This is a genomic window from Halalkalibacter kiskunsagensis, from assembly GCF_037027555.1.
In the GTDB taxonomy this organism is placed as follows: domain Bacteria; phylum Bacillota; class Bacilli; order Bacillales; family Bacillaceae_D; genus Halalkalibacter; species Halalkalibacter kiskunsagensis.
The window spans coordinates 1-16,952 of sequence record NZ_JAXBLX010000024.1 but is presented as its reverse complement, the minus strand read 5'-3'; the positions used below and the strand labels follow the sequence as shown (position 1 = coordinate 16,952).

Annotated in this window: 12 protein-coding genes; 2 read left to right on the top strand and 10 right to left on the bottom strand. The window is 36.7% G+C overall.

Annotated features, from left to right (window positions below; genetic code table 11):
* Positions 1 to 194: 194 nt before the first annotated feature.
* Complete coding sequence (locus SLH51_RS14620) at positions 195 to 518, bottom strand: DUF3895 domain-containing protein (RefSeq protein ID WP_335962080.1); 324 nt, start codon at positions 516 to 518, stop codon at positions 195 to 197.
* Between the two features lie 460 nt (positions 519 to 978).
* Positions 979 to 1,260 (bottom strand): hypothetical protein, encoded by a 282-nt coding sequence (locus tag SLH51_RS14615; protein WP_335962079.1) that lies wholly within the window; start codon positions 1,258 to 1,260, stop codon positions 979 to 981.
* 483 nt (positions 1,261 to 1,743) lie between these two features.
* On the opposite strand from SLH51_RS14615, the gene SLH51_RS14610 reads away from it, so the two are divergent.
* Positions 1,744 to 3,009, top strand: coding sequence for an L-lactate MFS transporter (locus SLH51_RS14610; RefSeq protein ID WP_335962078.1), 1,266 nt, complete (start codon positions 1,744 to 1,746; stop codon positions 3,007 to 3,009).
* A gap of 292 nt (positions 3,010 to 3,301) precedes the next feature.
* Here the strand turns inward: SLH51_RS14610 and hcp are convergent, their stop codons facing one another.
* The 5 genes from hcp to nirB form a co-directional block, all read right to left on the bottom strand.
* A complete protein-coding gene (gene hcp / locus SLH51_RS14605; protein WP_335962077.1) occupies positions 3,302 to 4,606 on the bottom strand; it encodes a hydroxylamine reductase in 1,305 nt (434 codons plus the stop codon).
* A gap of 168 nt (positions 4,607 to 4,774) precedes the next feature.
* Positions 4,775 to 5,503: a pyruvate formate-lyase-activating protein gene (gene pflA / locus SLH51_RS14600; protein WP_335962076.1), complete on the bottom strand. Its 729-nt coding sequence runs from the start codon at positions 5,501 to 5,503 to the stop codon at positions 4,775 to 4,777.
* Positions 5,504 to 5,656: 153 nt separating this feature from the next.
* Positions 5,657 to 7,882 carry a formate C-acetyltransferase gene (gene pflB / locus SLH51_RS14595; RefSeq protein ID WP_335962075.1) on the bottom strand — a complete coding sequence of 742 codons (2,226 nt, stop codon included), beginning with the start codon at positions 7,880 to 7,882 and terminating at the stop codon, positions 5,657 to 5,659.
* Positions 7,883 to 8,125: 243 nt separating this feature from the next.
* Entirely contained in the window at positions 8,126 to 8,446 is a 321-nt protein-coding gene (gene nirD / locus SLH51_RS14590) for a nitrite reductase small subunit NirD (protein ID WP_335962074.1), read from the bottom strand.
* Between the two features lie 22 nt (positions 8,447 to 8,468).
* Complete coding sequence (nirB, locus tag SLH51_RS14585; protein WP_335962073.1) at positions 8,469 to 10,880, bottom strand: nitrite reductase large subunit NirB; 2,412 nt, start codon at positions 10,878 to 10,880, stop codon at positions 8,469 to 8,471.
* Between the two features lie 359 nt (positions 10,881 to 11,239).
* Between nirB and SLH51_RS14580 the strand changes: the two genes are divergently transcribed.
* Complete coding sequence (locus SLH51_RS14580; protein ID WP_335962072.1) at positions 11,240 to 12,526, top strand: NarK family nitrate/nitrite MFS transporter; 1,287 nt, start codon at positions 11,240 to 11,242, stop codon at positions 12,524 to 12,526.
* A gap of 155 nt (positions 12,527 to 12,681) precedes the next feature.
* Here SLH51_RS14580 and fabF read toward each other — a convergent pair whose 3' ends face one another.
* The 3 genes from fabF to SLH51_RS14565 form a co-directional block, all read right to left on the bottom strand.
* Positions 12,682 to 13,917, bottom strand: coding sequence for a beta-ketoacyl-ACP synthase II (gene fabF, locus SLH51_RS14575; protein WP_335962071.1), 1,236 nt, complete (start codon positions 13,915 to 13,917; stop codon positions 12,682 to 12,684).
* A gap of 25 nt (positions 13,918 to 13,942) precedes the next feature.
* Positions 13,943 to 14,887: a beta-ketoacyl-ACP synthase III gene (locus SLH51_RS14570; RefSeq protein WP_335962070.1), complete on the bottom strand. Its 945-nt coding sequence runs from the start codon at positions 14,885 to 14,887 to the stop codon at positions 13,943 to 13,945.
* Between the two features lie 653 nt (positions 14,888 to 15,540).
* The gene (locus SLH51_RS14565) at positions 15,541 to 16,818 is read right to left on the bottom strand and encodes a hemolysin family protein (RefSeq protein WP_335962069.1); all 1,278 of its coding nucleotides are present in this window, start codon (positions 16,816 to 16,818) and stop codon (positions 15,541 to 15,543) included.
* Positions 16,819 to 16,952: the final 134 nt, after the last annotated feature.

Here is a 16,952-nt window from a genome sequence, read left to right as displayed (position 1 = left end):
CAACACTAAACTGAACTGATTTTAAGGGTTTAACTATTCTGCGTTTTATAACATGATACAGACAAATAGATAAACGAGCACAAAAAAGTTATCTGTGCTCGTTTCTACATATACTAACTTTGGTAGATAAAGTTGCCAAGAAATACCGAACTTATCGACAATCCAACCAATACTAATTACTAGCAACCAAACCATTAAAACAAACTAAGCTGCCCAGTTTCAATTATTTTTTCTTTGTCTTTATTTTCTTTGTTATCTTTTCTTTCATTATTAATCGATAGCTCACCAATAATCTTATATTGTATGTTATTCTCGAGTTGCTTTATTTCTAATGCTGAACTAGTTACATACGTTTCTAAAAAAACAGCAACATAAGGGTATATGTGAAACTTTCCAGTAGAGTATTTAGCTGTACTAGAGCCGTTGTCAATTAAATAATTACATAAATCAATTAGAGTAAAGAAGTTATTCCTTATCAAATAATCTTTAATTAGTTCTTTTTCTTTATACGAGAGCACTATAAGAACCCTCCTCTCATTATCATTTGACTAACTATAGTTAATAGTAACATATTATCTTTTTTTGATAAAAAATACCTAACCCTATAAATGAATTATGGTATTTTCAAACGCTTACACACTTCACAAATGATTGATTGATGAAAGATACTTCAAAGGTAGACTGCCAAAGAAGTTCTATTCCCACTACTCCTACACCTTAAGTAATAAATAATTTTCTATAATGGTTGCATTACGTAAAACACCCCTTTAGTATAACACGAATAATTATAAGGAGTTGTACTAATACAAAAATCGCGTTCTGAATCTATTAATCCAATACCATTTACGACATAAAAGAACGGGATCCTAGAAAATAGGGTTCCGTTCTTTTTAAAAAGGATTATTGTCATTTATCGGATAGCTATAAATTCTATTTAATAAGAATACTATAACTGGATCCATTGTTTAAAACGTTTGCTTATTCTACCATTGTTTTATTTTCTTTAAAAATATACTTACACTGTTCCCTTACTCTAGTTAATGAATCTTCTATATTTCCTGCTTTCTCAACGATAAATGAATGCATAGGTATTAGAGAACTACATTCACTTGTCTCATACATTACTTTCACAACCTCTTCTGTGATAGTATCCTCTAATTCATCTGTTACGGTCTCTACTAATTCCCAGACAACATAATAATGGTTTTTCACTTCATTGCTAAAAAATTCTTTCACGAGTAATACTTCCTGAGTCATCATTTTGATGTCATCCCTTCCAATCAGTACTATTTAGTCGTACTTTTACCTTTTCTTAAAAACGGTCCCGCAGAAAAACAAGAGTAAAAAATACATTACTATTACGAAAAAATAAATTGTGATACCAATATATTGGACTATTATTATTGTAATCGTTAAACTTGCATTTCTTCCGTGACCTTCATCACTCTTATAAAAGTTTTTTAAAAGGCACGTAGAAATATAAAGTTTTGAATAGACCCATTATTGTTTCATGTCATTATTGCCTTTAAAAAGTTAAAACCTTTAGTATGTGATGAGTATCACATACTTTTTTATGAAAATAACTTATCTTTTAAAAAGAGACAGTTAGAAATACTCACAATCATATTCGCTTAGATATCATAAGAACGAGAGGCAATGTGTGTTATGTAAGAAAAACATTTTTTTGATTGTGATAATAGCATGTATTACAAAAATATTTTACCAAGAAAGTGAGTGAGAATTTTGAAACACAAAAAAAATAGGTGGTTTATTGCTTTATCAGCAATCGCAATCCATTTATCAATTGGTTCTGCTTATGCTTACAGTGTATACACAAACCCAATTGGAGAATTGTTAGGGTGGAAAGGAACCCAAGTTACACTTGCGTTTACATTAGCTATCGCGTTTTTAGGAATATCTGCAGCTACTTTTGGTCGAATGGTCGAAAAGAAAGGACCACGAAAATCTGCTATGTTGGCAGCCATTCTATTTAGCGCCGGACAGATTGGAGCAGGTTTTGCCGTTTCGATACAATCGTTACCTTTGTTTTTGATCATGTATGGTGTCGTTGGTGGAATTGGACTTGGGTTGGGTTATATTTCTCCAGTATCTACTCTAGTAAAGTGGTTTCCTGACAGAAGAGGTTTAGCTACAGGAATGGCTGTCTTTGGTTTTGGAGCAGGTGCTCTTATAACAAGCCCCCTCGCAGCTAAATTAATCGACTTGGTTGGAATTCCCAACACATTCTATATTCTAGGAACCGCTTATTTCGTTTTAATGATGTCGGGTGCATTATATATTGTACGCCCACCTGAAGGTTGGATGGCTTCAGGAATAAAAGGGACCACGCAAACTAGTAACAAAAAGTTAAAAGAAGACTTATCGCAGCTTACGGCAAACGAAGCAGTAAAAACAAAGCGTTTCTGGATGCTTTGGGTCATGATTTTTATTAATATTAGTTCAGGCATCATGATTATTTCCGTTGCCTCTCCCTTATCTCAAGAAATGGTTGGACTAAGCGTTGCAACAGCTGCTTCCATGGTCGGACTTATGGGTATGTTTAATGGCGGGGGGAGGATTGGATGGGCAAGCGTTTCCGATTATTTAGGTCGTCCTACTGTATTTTCAGCATTTTTCATTATTCAAATTACAGCTTTTCTTACATTGCCCCATATAACAAATGTTATCTTATTTCAAGTTTTCATTTTTCTAATTATGACCGTTTATGGCGGCGGGTTTGCTTCTCTCCCTGCCTTTATAGCTGATATTTTTGGTACAAAAGAATTGGGTGCCATACATGGATATATTTTAACAGCTTGGTCTGCAGCCGGTATCGTTGGTCCTATTGCTGTTTCTTATTTTCATGAGGCTACAGATAGTTATATCCCTGCTTTTTATTTCTTTACCATTTTATTAATCATAGCGTTTATTATATCCATACTCATTCAATTTGATATTAAAAGAATTAAAAGAAACCAATCAAAAGCATCTGTATTAAAAGCAGGATGAACGTTTCAACCACCAAGCATTTAACCTTATCAAATTATCATCATTTTTATTAATGTGAAACAATTCACATAATATCCATAGCATCGAACTATGAATGTTCTTTCTTATCTTGATAATATAACGATATTGATAAGGGATGATTAGCAAGAACGCATTCTTAGTTTTTTATATTCTTCTTCACCATTTATCAAACAATGTTAAATGAAGTGCGATATCTTACACATCGCACTTCAAAAAAACTATTTACTATCAAAATGAATGATATTTCCATTCACTATTTTTACATCTTCGCCTAAGCCAAATGAGCTCCCAACGCCAACATATCTCTCAGATCCTCCTCTACCGTAGTAATCAGCTTTAAATTAAATGCTTCTTGTAGCACACTAAGTACACCTGGTGTAATCCATTCTGGTGGTTTAGGCCCGATCCGAATGTCTTTGATTCCTAAGCTAAATAAGCCAAGTAGAATAGCGACTGCTTTTTGCTCAAACCATGATAACACGATGCTAACAGGAAGTTCATTTACTTCACACTCAAATGCTTCTGCTAACGCTAGCGCAATTTTGACTGTTGAAACCGAATTATTACATTGACCTAAGTCGATATAACGAGGAATTCCGGTGTCGGCTACTGTCCCAAAGTCGTGATCGTTGAATCGGAATTTACCACAGGAAGTCGTTAAAATAACTGTATCATTTGGTAAGGATGTTGCCAGCTCACGGTAGTAATTCCCACCTGGTCCTGGTGCATCGCAGCCTGCAATGACGAAGAAACGTTGAATTTTTCCTGCTTTTACTGCATCAACAATTTCAGGAGCAATTCCAATAACCGTGTTGTGATGAAATCCAGTTGTTAAGCTTTCTTCGCTTTCCATATTTGCATCAGGTAATAATAAAGCTTTTTCAATTAACGGAGTGAAATCATCGTTCACGATTTTTTCGACTCCTTCTAGACCTGCAATATCATAGGTGAAGAATCGGTCTGAGTAGCTCCCTTTGATTGGCATAACACAGTTTGTTGTCGCAAGAATCGCTCCTTTGAATTTTTCAAACAATCGCCGCTGGTCGAACCAAGCTTTTCCGATATTTCCTTTCAAATGTGAATACTTTTTTAGCTTTGGATAGCCATGGGCTGGAAGCATTTCTGAATGTGTGTAAATATTAACTCCTTTTCCTTCCGTTTGTTTAAGTAATTCTTCTAATGCAAATAGATTATGACCTGTTACGATGATGGCTTTTCCCTCAACCTTATTTTGTGAAACAGTGACAGGTTCAGGTACTCCAAGTCTACTTGTATGGGCGTGATCTAGTAGTTCCATCACTTTTACTGCAGAAGACCCGACTTTCATAGCCATATCAATATGCTCTTGTAAATTAAAATTTGAATTAGTTAATGTCATGTATAACGCTTCATGTGTTGTTGCATCGACTTCTGAGTCAGAAAAACCAAGTTGCCTTGCATGAGTTGCATACGCTGCAATTCCTTTTAACGCAAAAACGAGTGTGTCTTGTAAACTTGCAATATCTTCATTTTTCCCACAAACGCCAACGATGTTACAGCCTCCAGTTGGTGTTTGTTCGCATTGATGACAAAACATAATACGTCGCCTCCGATTACAATGAATTTTTTCTCTCTATAACTTGTATTTTACATACATCTTTAATGGTTATCTGTGACATTTATCACTTGTTCTTATAACACTTTATTTGTTACCCCACTACTAAAAACCAGCTGTGAGATTAATCTCACAGCTGGTTTACATTTGCTATCTACTTAATAGAAGAGTCTTAGCTTCTGCGATTTTCTCTTCGGTTGGGGGTTCTACATGATCTAAAGCATATTCAAGTCCTAATTCCTTCCACTTATAAACCCCTAATTTATGATATGGAAGAACTTCAACTCTTTCTACATTATCTAATTCGTCTATAAACAGTCGTAAATTTCTCAAATCACCTACATCATCTGAAATTCCGGGAACTAATACATGGCGAACCCAAATCGGAATGTTTTTACTAGAAAGCAGTTTTGCAAAGGCTAAAATGTGATCATTTTTCATTCCTGTTAATGCTTGATGCTTGATAGGATCAATATGTTTTAGGTCTAGTAGCACTAAATCTGTTAATCCAAGTAATCGATCAAGTTTGCGTAAAAATTCAGGATGCTCCTGGAAACAACCTCCTGAAGAATCAATGGTCGTATGGATACCTAGCTCCTTACATTTTGTAAAAAGTTCAATTAAAAAGTCGAGATGAAGCAAAGGTTCTCCTCCAGAAACCGTAATCCCACCACCACTGCTTTCAAAGTATGGAATATAGGACTGAAGATCGTTGATAATTTCACTGACGGTGATCTCTTTTCCTTCGCCAACCTTCCATGTGTCTGGATTATGACAGTATTGACATCGTAACAAGCAGCCTTGCATAAATACGATATAACGTAATCCAGGACCATCTACAGTTCCACATGTTTCTATTGAATGAATCTTTCCTATCATAACGAATCCCTCATTTTTCTAGATAACCAAGGTGACTGATTAGAGTTGCCCCCGTTAGTTGTCTTTATTTTTGATTTTCCTTCAAGGGGGCAACTACTATGCAGAGGCTACACTTTTGTTCTTAGTTCATTCAAAATTATATTGGCATAAACTCTACAGTGATTCGTGGAACGTCCGATTTATCACATCAATTTGTTGATCGCGTGTTAATTTTATAAAGTTAACAGCATAACCCGAGACACGAATCGTTAATTGTGGGTATTCTTCTGGATGCTCCATTGCATCAATTAATGTATCGCGGTTGAATACATTAATATTTAAGTGATGCCCCCCTTGTTTTGCATATCCATCAAGAATCCCCACTAAATTTGACGTCTGATCCTGTTCTTCTTTTCCTAATGCTTTAGGTACGATACTAAATGTATTAGATACGCCATCAAGCGAATACTCATATGGTATTTTTGCAACAGATGTCAAAGATGCAAGTGCTCCTTTTTGATCGCGTCCATGAAGTGGATTAGCTCCAGGTGCAAAAGGCTCCCCTGCTTTTCTTCCATCTGGTGTATTGCCAGTCTTTTTACCGTACACAACATTACTTGTAATCGTTAAGACAGACATTGTTGGTATCGCATTTCGATACGTTCTATGTTTTTTCAATTTATTCATAAAGGATTTCACAAGCGACACGGCAATATCGTCGACACGATCATCGTTATTTCCATATTTAGGGTAATCCCCTTCGATTTCATAGTCGACAGCAATTCCTTGTTCATCGCGAATGACTTTTACTTTGGCATGTTTGATTGCACTTAAACTGTCCGCCGTTACCGATAATCCTGCAATCCCGCAAGCCATCGTGCGAATGATTTCTTTGTCGTGCAGGGCCATTTCAATTCTTTCATAACTATATTTATCATGCATGTAGTGAATCACATTAAGTGCATTCATATACAGTTCTGCTAACCAATCCATCACCTTATCAAAATTGGCAACAACCTTTTCGTATTCTAAATACTCGTCTGTAATTGGTGAAAAAGATGGTCCTACTTGAATTTTAAGTTTTTCATCAACCCCACCATTGATCGCATACAATAGTGTTTTTGCTAAATTAGCACGAGCTCCAAAAAATTGCATTTGTTTTCCTATTTTCATCGCACTTACACAACACGCAATTCCGTAATCATCACCGTAACTTGCTCTCATCAGATCATCATTTTCATATTGAATTGAGCTTGTTTTAATTGACATGTTTGCACAATAATCTTTAAAGTTATTTGGCAATTGATTTGACCATAATACTGTTAAGTTTGGTTCGGGTGCTGGCCCTAAATTATCTAATGTGTGCAGGAACCGGAACGAACTTTTTGTAACTAACGCTCTTCCATCAACTCCGACACCCCCAATGGATTCAGTTACCCAAGTAGGGTCACCACTAAATAGTTCATTATAATCTGGTGTTCTCGCAAACTTAACGAGGCGTAGTTTCATAACAAACTGATCGACTAATTCCTGAGCTTCAACCTCTGTTAACGTCCCTTCTTGTATATCTCGCTCAATATAAATATCTAAAAACGTTGAAACTCGTCCTAGGCTCATTGCTGCACCATTTTGCTCTTTAATTGCTGCTAAATAAGCAAAGTACAACCATTGAAACGCTTCTTTTGCTGATTCTGCCGGCTTTGAGATGTCGTACCCATACGACGTTGCCATTTCTTTTAATTCACGTAGGGCTCTAATCTGTTCAGATAATTCTTCACGTTCACGAATGACCTCTTCTGTCATCGTTGAGCCAGTAGTATTTAATTCTTCTTGCTTTTGATTTAATAAATAGTCAACACCATAGAGCGCTACTCTTCGATAGTCTCCGATAATTCTACCACGACCGTAGGCATCTGGAAGGCCTGTGATGATCCCAGCTTTTCGTGCTAATCTCATTTCAGGTGTATAAGCATCAAATACTCCTTGATTATGAGTCTTGCGATAGTTTGTGAAGATTTCTTCCACTTCAGGTGAAAGCGTATATCCGTAAGCTTTACACGAATCCGCAGCCATTCGTACCCCACCAAAAGGTTGAAGTGATCTCTTAAACGGTTCATCTGTTTGCAATCCAACTACTTGTTCTAATTCTTTATTTAAGTAGCCAGGCTCATGAGATACAATCGTAGAAACGATCGATGTATCCATATTTACAACGCCGCCGTTCTCGCGTTCCTTTTTACTAAGATCCATAATTTGATCCCATAATTGTAAGGAATGATCTGTTGCTTGTTCTAAAAATGTATCATTCCCTTCATATAACCTGTAATTCCGTTGAATGAAGTCTCTGACATCTACGTCACTTTGCCATTTTCCTTGTTTAAATGTTCTCCAATAGTTCATTTACTTTTCCTCGCTCTCTCAAATTATCTGCGATGTACGTTCATACCTTCAATGTGAATACTTTCACAATAATAGGTGCTCACGTTTACATGATTAGTAAATTTACACCTATCTTTGTGATTGTCTTGCGATGACATTTAATACCTTACACTTATTAGTTTATGAGATTTAACAGTATATGAATGTGATAAATATCACAAATCAATTGTTATTCGTGACAAAATGATGAATTTGATCCCTGTTTTACCAGATAAGATAAACGTTGTTTCCCTCTACTTCTATTGGATAAGTTTGTACACTTCCTCTGTCAGGCGCTTGAACTTTTCCATCAATGAGTGAAATAATCCAATCATGAATCGGACAAAAAATATATTCACCACTCACAAGACCGTCAGCTAGTTTTCCCCCTTTTGGATGAGGGCTCTTGTTTTTAAGCGCTCGAACTATTCCATTTGAAAGGCGAAATACCGCTATTTCCTCTTGTCCGACCATAAACACCTGTCCAACCATACTTGGTAACTGATTATAATCAGCAATTTTTATACGTATTCCATTGTGAATCATTGAAAATCTCTCCCTTCTTCTTTTACACTTTCATGATTTCACGTGTTGTATAATAAGCATCACGAATAGATGAATCCTCTATCGCTTTTTGCCATGGCTCTTCATAACGAGCAAGCGTTTTGCTTAGACGTATGTTTAACTCATTTCTTTTCTCCTCATTAAAAACAACCTCTTTTACATGTTCCAACCCTAAACGGTCTACCCAACTAGAAGTTCGCTCTAAATACAATGCCGTTTCACGATAATATTGTAAATAAGCTCCAGTAATTTCGAACACTTCTTCTTCCGTCTTTACTTTACACAGTAGGTCCCCAGCTCGTAGGTCGGTCCCCCCGTTACCGGCTACGTAAATTTCCCATCCACCATCAAGCCCTACAATTCCGACATCCTTAATCCCTGCTTCTGCGCAGTTTCTTGGGCAAGCAGATACACCCATTTTTACTTTATGTGGCGTATCAAGACGCTCAAAGCGTTTTTCTAACTCTATTCCTAAACTCATAGAATCTTGTGTCCCAAAGCGACAGAACTGTGCTCCAACACATGTTTTCACTGTACGTAACGTTTTTCCGTACGCATATCCAGACGGCATCCCTAATTCTTCCCAAACATCAGGTAGCTGACCTTTTTCAAGACCATATAATCCAATTCGTTGTCCACCTGTAATTTTCAGTAATTGTACATTGTATTTCTCAGCGACATCAGCTAGTTTCCGTAAATCCTTCGCTGTTGTAACACCGCCGTACATTCTTGGAATGACTGAATACGTTCCATCTTTTTGAATATTCGCATGCATTTTTTCGTTCACTAGGCGCGAATCTCTTTCATCTCGATAGTCCGGATACACCATACCTAAAAAGTAATTAAGAGCTGGACGACATTTAGAGCACCCTTCATCAGTTGACCAGTTTAGTACGTGCATTACTTCTTTAATGGTTGTTAATCCTTTTTCATTGATTTCCTCAACCACCTCATCACGACTTAATGTTGTACAATTACATACCGTCTTTTTACCAGCAGTATGTGCGAACTCGTCACCAAGAGTGTACGCAATGATGTCTTGAATAACTGGTTTGCATCGTCCACATGAACGACCAGCATTTGTACATCCTCCAACTTGCTCGACAGTGGTTACTCCATCTTGTTGAATGGCATTGACAATCGTTTCTTTGTTAATACCATTGCACCCACATACAATTTCATCAGCTGGCATCGTTGCAATATCATTTGTTTCTGTCCCACCTGATTGAAGGAATGAAATCGAAGTGCAATCAGAAACATCTTGTTTTTCGTTTAGCATTTTAAACAAGCGATTGCTATCTTTTGTATCTCCGTATAACACAATACCAACAATTCGGTGAGCTCTGATCAGAACTTTTTTATAAACGCCTTCGTATTCATTGTGAACGACAATTGATTTCGATGATTCATCGTCATAAATTTCACCAGCTGAGAACAGATCCACCCCTGAGACTTTTAATTGTGTACCTGTAATTGACCCTTCGTATCTTTGGTCTTTCTGATTACAAAGAGTTTGAGCGAGAATCTTTCCTTGTTCATAAAGAGGAGCGACTAGACCATAAACGATTTCTCTATGCTCGGCGCATTCACCAATGGCATACACATGTGGAAGGTTAGTCTCCATAAAATCATTTACAACAATTCCTCGGTTTACGTAGATTCCACTCTGTTTTGCTAACTCTACATTTGGTTTAATACCTGCTGCCATAACGACTAAGTCCGCTTCCACCTCGGTGCCGTCTTTGAACCGAATTCCATCAACACGGTCAGTTCCAGTCAATTCTACCGTCGCTTTTTCCATTAGAAAATTCATGCCTTGTTGCTCTAATTCTTTTTTCAACATAGTGGATGCAATGGCATCAAGTTGACGTTCCATTAAGTGTTCCATTAAATGAACGACATCAACTTTCATACCAAGGTGAATTAAGCCCTTTGCTGCTTCTAATCCAAGAAGTCCTCCTCCTATCACAACGGCTTTTTTATATTGTTTAGCCGTTTGAATCATTTCTGCACAGTCTTGAATGTCACGGAAGCCTATGACACCTTCTTTATCTGCACCAGGTACGGGCAAAATAAAGGGTAAAGACCCTGTTGCAAGAATTAATTCATCATATTTTACATGTCTACCTTTATTAGAAAAAACTACCTGTTTTTCCGTGTCAATTCGTGTAATTGCTTCTCCAGTGAAAAGCTGAATATGATTCGATTCATACCAGGTTAAATCATTCATAATTGTTTCTTCAAATGTTGTATTTCCTTGAAGAACATTTGATAGTTGAATTCGATTGTAATTAGGATGAGGTTCTTTCCCAAATATCGTAATATTGTACAAGTCAGAATCAAGCTTCAATATTTCTTCAATGACACGAACACCTGCCATCCCGTTCCCGATCATGACTAATTGTTTCTTTCCCATGTTCAATCCCTCCGATTTGTTCAATACTTCACAATGTTTGTTTCTATTGCTCATTGTAGGGCATAAAACGTAACAATTAAGTGAGAAAGATCACACTAACAATTAATTGTTCATCAGTTCACAATATGTTCATGACTTTTCCTTTAATAAATATATTTAGGTGAAAAATCAGTAACCTTTTATACCTATATCCCTACTTCCCTCATCTTATTATTATTGTAAAACCACCTTGTTAGAAAAGTTAGTTTTGTTACCGTGTGACAAACATCACATTCAGATTCGATTTAAGTTTGTATGATTTGGAATGTAATCAAAAGAAGCATCTGAAATATATCAATAGATTATTGGGGGATATCAGCATGGGAAGAATTAAAGAATGGAATCCAGAAAACAAAGAATTTTGGGAAAAAGAAGGAAAAAGACATGCGAAACGTAATTTATGGATCTCTGTTCCTACATTAATGCTCGCTTTTATTGTTTGGCAAATTTGGTCGGTTGTAGCGGTAAGATTAAATGATATTGGCTTTGCATTTACAGATGAACAACTCTTTACGTTAGCGGCTATCCCAGGACTTGTTGGTGCATCATTACGGTTCGTTTATACATTTGCAGTTGGGAAGTTTGGTGGAAGAAACTGGGTTGTATTTTCTACTGGAATTCTCATCATCCCAACACTAGGGATTGGCTTTGCAGTTCAGAATCCCGAAACCCCTTTTTGGGTGATGCTTCTATTAGCAGCTCTATGTGGTCTTGGTGGAGGAAACTTTTCATCTGCTTTAGCAAATATAAGTTTCTTCTTTCCGAAAAAAGAAAAAGGAACAGCCCTTGGAATTAATGGAGGTTTAGGAAATATGGGGGTATCAGTTGTTCAATTCGTTACTCCGCTTATTATTACAGTAGGAACCTTTGCTTTTATTGGTGGTGAGGGGCAGTTATTACCGAATGGCCAAGAAATTTGGTTACAAAATGCTGCCTTCATATGGGTGATTCCGATTATTGTAATGACAATTGTTGCTTATTTCGGAATGGATAATCTTCCAACATCTAAGCAATCAGTTAAAGACCAATTTATCATTGTGAAACGTAAACACACATGGATCATGACCATTTTATATGTAGCAACATTCGGTTCATTTATTGGGTACGGTGCAGCATTTCCATTATTACTTCGTTCACAATTTCCTGAATATGTTGCTTTAGCATTTCTTGGTGCCTTTTTGGCTGCCGCGTTCCGTCCTATAGGTGGTTGGATCTCTGATAAATTTGGTGGCGCTAGAGTAACAGCTTATGTTCTTGTCGTTATGGCACTTGGAGCATTTTCTGTTATTTACTTTATCAGTCAACAACATTTTGTTGGATTCTTACTATCATTCCTTCTTTTATTTATGGCTGCTGGAGCGGGATCTGGATCCACATTCCAAATGATTCCAATTATCTTTCCTGTTAAAGAAGCAGCTCCTGTTTTAGGATTTACGGCGGCATTTGCAGCGTATGGATCTTTCTTCATCCCGCAACTATTTGGATGGTCTGTATCCACTACAGGTACTCCAATTACAGCGTTGTATTTCTTTATTGGTTTCTATGGTATTTCTATTCTATTAAATTGGTACTACTATCAACGAAAAAATGCAGAAATTAAATGCTAAAGAGGTATTTTCAAAAGGTTGTTTTACCTATTGGGAACTTCACGAAGCAATGAGCGTATCCACTACGTATCTCCAAGGAGTGTCTCCTTGGAGATACGTAGCGTGCTCAGCCATATCCAATTTCAAAAATTGGTTTTTACCTTTTTAGAACTACTCTAAAACTTTTTAAATATCAAGGAAACATTATGCCCACCAAACCCTAAGGAATTAGATAGAACAACATTTACATTTTTTTCTTTTGCATGATTTGGAACGTAATCTAAATCAAGTTCCTTATCTGGTGTTTCATAATTAATGGTTGGTGGTAGGATACTATCACTCATTGATAATAAGGAGAATATCGCTTCAATTGCACCTGCCGCTCCAAGTAAATGCCCTGTCATCGATTTCGTAGAACTAACGGAAAGATCGTAAGCCTGCTTACCAAACACTTCTTTGATCGCCGTTGTTTCATATAAATCATTATAATGAGTGCTTGTCCCATGTGCATTTACATAATCGACGTCTTCTAATGATACACCGCTATCCTTTAAAGCCAATTTCATCGCGCGCTGTGCACCTTCCCCATTTGGAGCTGGCGTTGTAATATGATGGGCATCACCTGTTCCCCCATACCCAATCATTTCTCCATATATGTTTGCACCACGTGCTAGTGCGTGCTCGAGTTCCTCTAAAATTAGAATTCCTGAGCCTTCAGCAATGACGAAGCCATCCCGATTTTTATCAAATGGGCGACTCGCTGTTTTCGGATCTGGGTTCGTAGAAAGAGCGGTCATATTTTGAAATCCTGCAATCGTCATGTCAGTAATCGCCGCTTCTGTACCACCAGCAATCATAACATCCGCATCACCATTTTGAACAACTCGAAATGCATCTCCAATTGAATTAGCTCCTGAAGCACATGCCGTAACTGAACAGTTATTTAATCCTTTAGCTCCAACTTCGATCGATACTCGACCTGAAGCCATGTCAGGTATAAGCATAGGAATAATAAAAGGACTAACTCGTTTTGGTCCTTTATCTAAAAAACGTTTATGCTGTTCTTCAAATGCATCTAAACCACCAATGCCTGAACCAATCCATACACCGACTCGTTCAGGATCAACATCTCCCCCGAGAGTAAGTTCAGCATCATTAAGTGCCATTTTGCTAGCAGCGATTGCAAATTGGGTAAAACGAGCCATTCTTCTAGCTTCTTTTCCATCAATAAATTCTGAAGGAACAAAGTCTTTAACTTCACCTGCAACTTTAACGTTAAATTGCTCTGAATCAAGTCTTGTTAATGGACCAATGCCTGAAATTCCCATTTTTATATTTTCCCATGTAGTAGAAACATTATTTCCTAATGGCGTGACCGCTCCTACCCCTGTAATAACAACTCTTTTTTTCAAATGGATCCTCCCCTTTTTTAACTAGTTATTTTCCCCACCTCAAACAAATTGATCCCCATGTTAAACCACCACCGAAACCAACCATCACAACTACATCACCATCTTGGATTTTCCCAGCTTCGATTTCATGGAATAAAGCTAACGGGATTGATGCAGCTGATGTATTTCCGTGATTTCGTACTGTTGTAGAAACTCTTTCTTTTTGAAGGCCTAGACGCTCTCTAGCTGCATCAATAATACGCATGTTTGCCTGATGTGGAATAAGAAAGTCAACATCTTCTTTCGTTAATCCTGCTCTCTCAACTACTTCTAAGCTAGAATTAGGCATTTGTCGGACCGCAAATTTAAATACTTCCCTGCCATTCATTTCAACGAAGTTCGTTTTTTTATCAACGAGTAAATGATTGGCTCCTGAACCATCAGCCCCCAGAGAAAACGATAGAATCCCTTTATCTTCAGAAACTTGACTTAGAATAACAGCTCCAGCTCCATCGCCAAATAGCACACACGTATTCCGATCCGTCCAATCGACGACTTTAGAAAATTTTTCACTACCAATAACTAACACATTTTTATATGTGGCATTTTCAACAAATTGTTTCCCCGTTACTAAGGCATAAATAAATCCAGAACATGCAGCGCTTATATCCATTGCTGGTGTATGATGCATACCAAGAGCTTCTTGCACGATACAGGCAACAGATGGAAAAGCATAGTCAGGTGTTGCAGTTGCAACTAAAATCAAATCTATATCCTCAGGATATAATTTGGCATCAGCAATAGCTTTTTGAGCTGCAATAATTGCCATATCTGACGTATCTATATCTTCACTAGCAATTCTACGTTCTTCAATTCCAGTTCTTGTCCTAATCCATTCATCAGTTGTATCTACATTCTTTTCTAAATCGTAATTTGTCACAATTGTTTCTGGAACATAAGAACCAACACCAATGATTCCAACCCGTTTCATTTTATCACCCTAACTTTACAATTATGACTAGGTCATAATATCTCCTATAAATATATATTACAGGAAAACACTATCAAAATGAAGATAATCTGAAAAATATGTTCAAGGAAGCCTAGTCCCAACAAGTTAATTGTATCTATTTTTTAATATTATATTGTATTCTCCATATCTTTTTTTAAAACTTCCTCTCTTATAAAAAGGAAAAAACGAACCTTCTTATTCAATATTCGTTTCTTTCTATTTAGGGAATAAATTGTGTGAAGCCTAAAATGAAAACAACCCAAACTCAAATCATCATAGAAATATACAAACCCCACGATCGAGCCTTACCGAGCAAATATCCGTTCCAGTAAATTCCTAGAAAAAAATCTGCTACTGCAAATAATTACCGATATGAGAGTGTGACATATAGTTGCTTAAGGATTCTACTTAAAAGGTTTACTTGTAGAGACTTGTATTTATTTCTTTATAACAACTCTATGTTCATTCATCTAGTATACTGCACTCACGATTATGGTAGAAGACAAGGATCGATAACAATTTTTAACAAATAGCTTCATAGTCAACTTATCACTTTGGGGGCTAATGGCAATCAATATTATATGTAAACCAAAAAGAGCAAGCTATCATCAGATAACTTGCTCACACTCATATTAATTTGCGAACTCAACACTTTCTTGCTTTTGATTGATATTAATTTGAATTTGACGGATTCTTTTTTTCTCAGCCTTCGTTATTTTCAAGTTAAGATCTTGATAAGAAAATTCTTCTCCCTCTTGTGGTACTCGTTGAAATTCTTCTATTAGCCATCCACCGAGAGTATGATTCGATGTAAGTGGAGCATCCATATTAACAAACTCGGCGAAATCATCAATCGAGTAATCTGCATTGAACACATAACTTGACGGCCCTAGTTGTTTCACTTGCTTAATACTAATATCATGTTCATCCCAAATTTCCCCAACGATTTCCTCCAAAATATCTTCAAGCGTTATTAGGCCTGACGTTCCACCAAATTCATCGATTACGATAGCGATATGCACCTTTTGTTTTTGTAACTCAGGTAATAAGGCAGAGATTTTCATCGATTCTACTACGAACAATGGATTGCGCAGGATTGATTTAATATTCATATTTTCATTTTGTTGAATGTACGTAGTAAAAAAGTCACGTTCTGATAAGATCCCAATAATATTATCAATGTTTCCTTCATATACAGGAATTCTTGAGAAATGTTCTTTAAAAAAGATTTCTTTTATCTCATCTACTGGTTGATTGACTTCTATTGCAACCATATCAGGACGAGGCTTTAAAATCTCATTAACGATAATATCATCAAATTCAAGAGATCTGTGAACCAGCTCTTTCTCATTTTTCCCAATGATGCCCTCATCTTCGCTAATTTGTACGAGCAATTTTATTTCTTCTTCTGTAACGGAAGGGACCATCTCTTTGTTTCTGACAAAGATTGAAACAAGTTTTTTGATTTGCAAAAAAATCCACGTCACGGGATAGAAGACTTGGATTAAGACAAACAAAACTCCAGATGTTTTTAACGCATATACCTCTGCATATTCCTTTGCTAATGATTTGGGAATGATTTCTCCAAAAATCAAAACCAAAATGGTTACAACAAACGTACTAATAAATACGCCCAAACTAGGTCCAAATAATTGAGTAGCTATTTGAGATGAAAGCGTTGCGGCTGCAATGTTTACAAGATTATTACCGACTAATAGCGTCGACAGCGTCTTATCAAAATTCTCAGCAATGTAAACTGCTGTCTTTGCTCCCAACCTCCCTTCTCCTTCATAATTTCGAAGTCGAATTTTGTTTACACTAGAATAAGCGGTCTCGGCTGATGAGAAAAAAGCAGACAGTAATAAAAGCAGGATTAAAAACGCGATCGTACTTGACGGAACATCGTCCATCTAAACATCACACTCCAAATAAAGTTACTTATCATTATACCTAATTTTCAGATAAAATGAGTGAATTTCATAAATATCATCCCTTGTGTCTCAAGGGTTCCAAGGCATAAAAAAGGAAGTACCTCCCCAAATCC